This window comes from Bacillus sp. 05T31, assembly GCF_056396725.1.
This window is the reverse complement of sequence record NZ_JBFTMA010000337.1, coordinates 1-4,389: the sequence shown is the minus strand read 5'-3', so window position 1 is coordinate 4,389 and position 4,389 is coordinate 1. Positions and strand designations below refer to the sequence as shown.

Sequence of the window (4,389 nt, the reverse complement as noted above, 5' to 3'; positions counted from 1 at the left end):
CACCCATTACTTTCGTCCAATGTTTGAAATCATCATTTTTTACGATTAACGTAATTGGTGAACCAAGTGTCATTCCGTGACGTACACCACTTGCAATTTCAACTGTATCTGTTTCAATTTGCATGCGTCTTCCGCGCCCATGCCCTTTTTGTCTTCTTAATAATTCTTTATTAATATGTTCCGCTGTTAATGTTAAACCTGCTGGTACACCTTCTAAAATAACTGTTAACTGCGGCCCATGTGATTCTCCAGCTGTAATATATCTCATTTCTCTTGCCCCTTTACTATTTTTTTGTACAAAAAAGTCCCTACTGAGCGCTCAGTAGGGACGATGTTTATCGCGGTACCACCCTAGTTGTAGACTTCTTTCGTCTACCTCTCTTCTTCTTTAACGATCGTTTGACCGTCTTTCTCTCCGAAAGTTGGCGGGAAAGATGCTCCAAGGCTGTAATTCATGCTTACCTTTGTACTGATTCACACCGGCCATCAGCTCTCTTTAACAGTGAGATAAGCACTACTGTTTCCTCTTCAGCGCATTTATGATATGGAATTAAGCTAATTTATTTTTGAAACCTTTTAACTCATCCATGAATCTATGGAATTCTGGAATATCCATTTGTTGCGCAGAATCTGATAACGCAACTGCTGGGTCTGGATGAACTTCAGCCATTACTGCATCTGCTCCAATAGCAAGTGCCGCTTTCGCTGTTGGTAATAATAGATCTCTACGTCCTGTTGAATGTGTTACGTCAACGATAACTGGTAAATGTGTTTCTTTCTTTAAAATCGGTACTGCTGAAATATCTAATGTGTTACGTGTCGCTCTTTCGTATGTGCGAATACCACGCTCACATAAAATAATTTGGTCGTTTCCTTGTGCAATGATGTATTCCGCTGCATTAATGAACTCATCAATCGTTGCTGCTAAACCACGTTTTAATAATACTGGCTTATTAACTTTACCTACAGCTCGTAGTAAATCGAAGTTTTGCATGTTACGTGCTCCAACTTGAATTACATCAACGTATTCTAGCGCCATTTCTACGTCATTCGGATTTAAAATTTCACTAATAATCGCTAAGTCGAACTCATCTGCTACTTGTCGTAAAATTTGTAAACCTTCTACTCCYAAACCTTGGAAATCGTATGGAGATGTTCTCGGTTTGAAAGCACCRCCGCGCATTAATTTAAGTCCTTGATCTTTCATCGCTTGCCCTACTTGGCGAACTTGCTCTAAACTTTCTACCGCACAAGGTCCCATGATGAACGTTTGTGTTCCGTTTCCAATCAATTCACCTTTAACATTAACAATTGTATTTTCTTTTTTCTTTTTACGTGAAACTAGTAATGCTTTACGGTTATCATCTTCTTGTAATTCTAAGCTTGCTTTGAAAATCGTTTTGAAAATATGTTGAATCGTTGACGTTTCGAATGGTCCTTCGTTATGCTCTGCAAGCATATCAAGTACTTCACGCTCACGTACTGGATCAAAGCGTTTCGTACCTTGTACTTGTTTTTGCTCCCCAATCTTTTGAACGATTTCACCGCGTTTGTTTAATAGGTGTAATAATTGTAAGTTAATTTCATCTACCTGTTTACGTAATTGATCTAATTCGTGATTTGCCATTTGGAAATCCTCCTCTAATGTTTTAAAAGTATAGTAAGAGAATAAAAAATTCTCTATTTTCTGAACTGGTTAATTATACAAATTTAAAGTGGAATCGATACCTCTTCTTATTTTAAACTAATAATTACCATAAAGACACTAACTACTAGTTAATAAGCCACTTTTTTGTACAAAAAAGCCCTACTGAWTMAATCAGTAGGGACGATATTTATCGCGGTACCACCCTAGTTGTAGACTATATTTCTGYCTACCTCTCTTCAYTGTTAACGATCATYTGACCGCTTTTCCTTCATAAAGACAATAGTATCTTTACTACGAAAAAGATGCTCCARGACTGTAATTCATGATTATCCCTGTACTGGTTCRCACCAACCACCAGCTCTCTGTTACAGTAAGACTAACCACTACTGTGATCTCTTCATTGCACTTTGTTTATTCAAATGTTTTTGAAATTGAATAAGTATGATTCGTATTATAGAACGCTTTTCAAAACACTGTCAATAACTTTTTATAAATTTTTTTAAAATTCCACTTCCGCCCTATGATTCCTCTTGTAAATTCTCCGTTACGATTCCGATGCGAATTATTTCATTTTCTATTAAATTTAATACATGTCTTTCTACTTCATACCTGGTTAATAGTTCTTTTATTTGTATGATCTCACTTTCAAGTAAATCGGCTTCTTGACACGACTGCAGTAAAGTGAAAAACACATTTGCATACAATTCTTTAWACGCTTTCATACGCTCTTTCTTTTCAAGTATCTCTATAAACAACTGTTTCATTTCTTCTTGATTAGATTGTCCTTCCACACCTTGAAATTTACTMGAAATAATATTTAATCCTTTTTCTAAAACCTCATCCATGCATAAAACAATACGTAAAAGCATCATATATTCTCTCGTTGTTATTACGCCCATTTTCGGACGTTCTCTTAAAAACACACTAAGCCACGCTGTCCAAAATTTTTGTTGTTCCTTACCACTTAACGTTTTTACGTAGTAGCATAAATACTGCATAAACTTAATTTTATTCTCTTCGTTTTCTTGCATCAAAAGTGGATATAACCAATCTGTTTTTTGCTCCCAATATAATACGCATTTAATAAATACAAAGCTAAGCCATTTTAAAAATGCTTCTCTCGTATATGGATGTAGTGCATCTAAATGTTCTACTGCATACTTAATATATCGTCTTATTTCTGTAAACAAAGGTAGATTAATTTGCGTATAACATAATCCCGCCCACGCATATTTCGTAAGCTCACTTTCTTTCTTTAAATCTAAGTAAGGTAGTACATTTTTCCGACACCATTGCTTCTCAATATGGTATAAAAACGTAATATCTGCTGTTAAACGCGCAAACATGAAGTTCGTTCTTTCCGAAGTAACCCTTACCTGCTCCTCAAATAAAAATAAATATTCATACACGTTGCGATCGTATAAATGATCATATGCTAGCAGTTTTAGTAATACAGCGGTCATCTTCCCAACAGGGTGCTGAATGGATTCATTGTAAAACTCTTGTTTTCCAATTTTAAAATCCGATTCCCCTCTCATAACTTGTGGAAGTACAGTAAAGGCAAAGCGTTTTACAATCCGTATACTATTTTCATCTAACTCTTCTAATCGATTACTAATTTCATATAGAAAACTACTAATTAACCAATGAAAAGCAGTATTTCTAATAAATTTCTGCAATAACGGAATGATTTTTTGAATTTGTTCATTCGTCAAATTCCGGTTATTTCGCCACTCTCTTATACACACAAACCATACTTCATTACTAATTTCGTGCACGCCTACTAGTTGATAAGCAAACGAAATACTCCACTCTACATTCAATTTACACGCTTTTGATAACATCTCTAAAAAATGGCGTTGTTCAAAAACACCGTCTCTTGAAAATTGCCGAACTTGCTCCATTATTTCATCGTCTTTCAGCTGCAGTAATCCATCAGCTGTTACATTGCATGTAATACGTTGTTCATTTGCCTCTTTCTTTGGAACACTGTATAGATCTGAAGAAAAATGGGGGTGTTTCTGTTTCATTAGCTCGTATCCTTCCGCCGTACACTTACTATTCGAATCACACGTGAATAGTAAGTCTAATACAAGACAAGCATCAAACGCCCTCTCTTCTGCAAGATACTCTAATACATGTTGAATTACTTCTTCTTTCGTTTCCTCTAAAGCATCTGCGTAATAATTCTTTAAAAGTTGAAACACTTCATGTTTACATGTGAAATCTAACAGAACATCTACATGTAACAACCACTTCAGTTTGTCATCCGCTGTAACGAATACATTATTAATCATTGCTTCAATTGCAATTCGCTTTTGAAGTACACTATCAGTTTCTATCATTTCTGTAATATAATGATTTGCTTTTTTCTCATTGTTTTCACATAAATATGTAAGACACTCTTTTACAATTTGAATTAAAAATGTAAAATCATTTTGCTGTAACTCCTGCTCTGAAATTTCTCTATCTCTTYTTTTCAGTGCATTTTGTCTTAATGACAATAGTTGTATYTTTTCTAACCCCGTAACCATAATCGGATTTGCGTAGTAAGTAATATGTGGTCTCATTTTCTCTTTCCAAATTCGCTCCACATGAGAAAAAATAGGCATCGGTATACGACTCGATTCCTCGAGTTCAATCGACTCTTGCGTGTCATTTCCCCATTTTCTTACACGCTTCAATTTAAGTTTCCCGTCTAAAATAAACGTTAATAGCAACAAGCCAATTTCTTTATGCTC

Annotated in this window: 3 protein-coding genes and 2 other annotated features; all 3 genes read right to left on the bottom strand. The window is 35.3% G+C overall.

Translation table 11 applies throughout. The annotated features are described in order from the left end of the window. On the bottom strand, positions 1 to 268 hold a 268-nt coding region (locus AC1DJR_RS18650; RefSeq protein WP_477003217.1), incomplete at its 3' end, for a chorismate synthase. A 53-nt stretch (positions 269 to 321) separates the two neighbouring features. Further along, positions 322 to 541, bottom strand: a binding site (T-box leader). Positions 542 to 550: 9 nt separating this feature from the next. Next, positions 551 to 1,627 (bottom strand): bifunctional 3-deoxy-7-phosphoheptulonate synthase/chorismate mutase, encoded by a 1,077-nt coding sequence (locus AC1DJR_RS18645; protein ID WP_429688393.1) that lies wholly within the window; start codon positions 1,625 to 1,627, stop codon positions 551 to 553. A 194-nt stretch (positions 1,628 to 1,821) separates the two neighbouring features. Beyond that, positions 1,822 to 2,058: a binding site (T-box leader), on the bottom strand. Between the two features lie 108 nt (positions 2,059 to 2,166). Further along, positions 2,167 to 4,389, bottom strand: a 2,223-nt coding sequence (locus AC1DJR_RS18640) for a DUF4020 domain-containing protein (RefSeq protein ID WP_477003216.1), incomplete at its 5' end; no start/stop codon positions are given.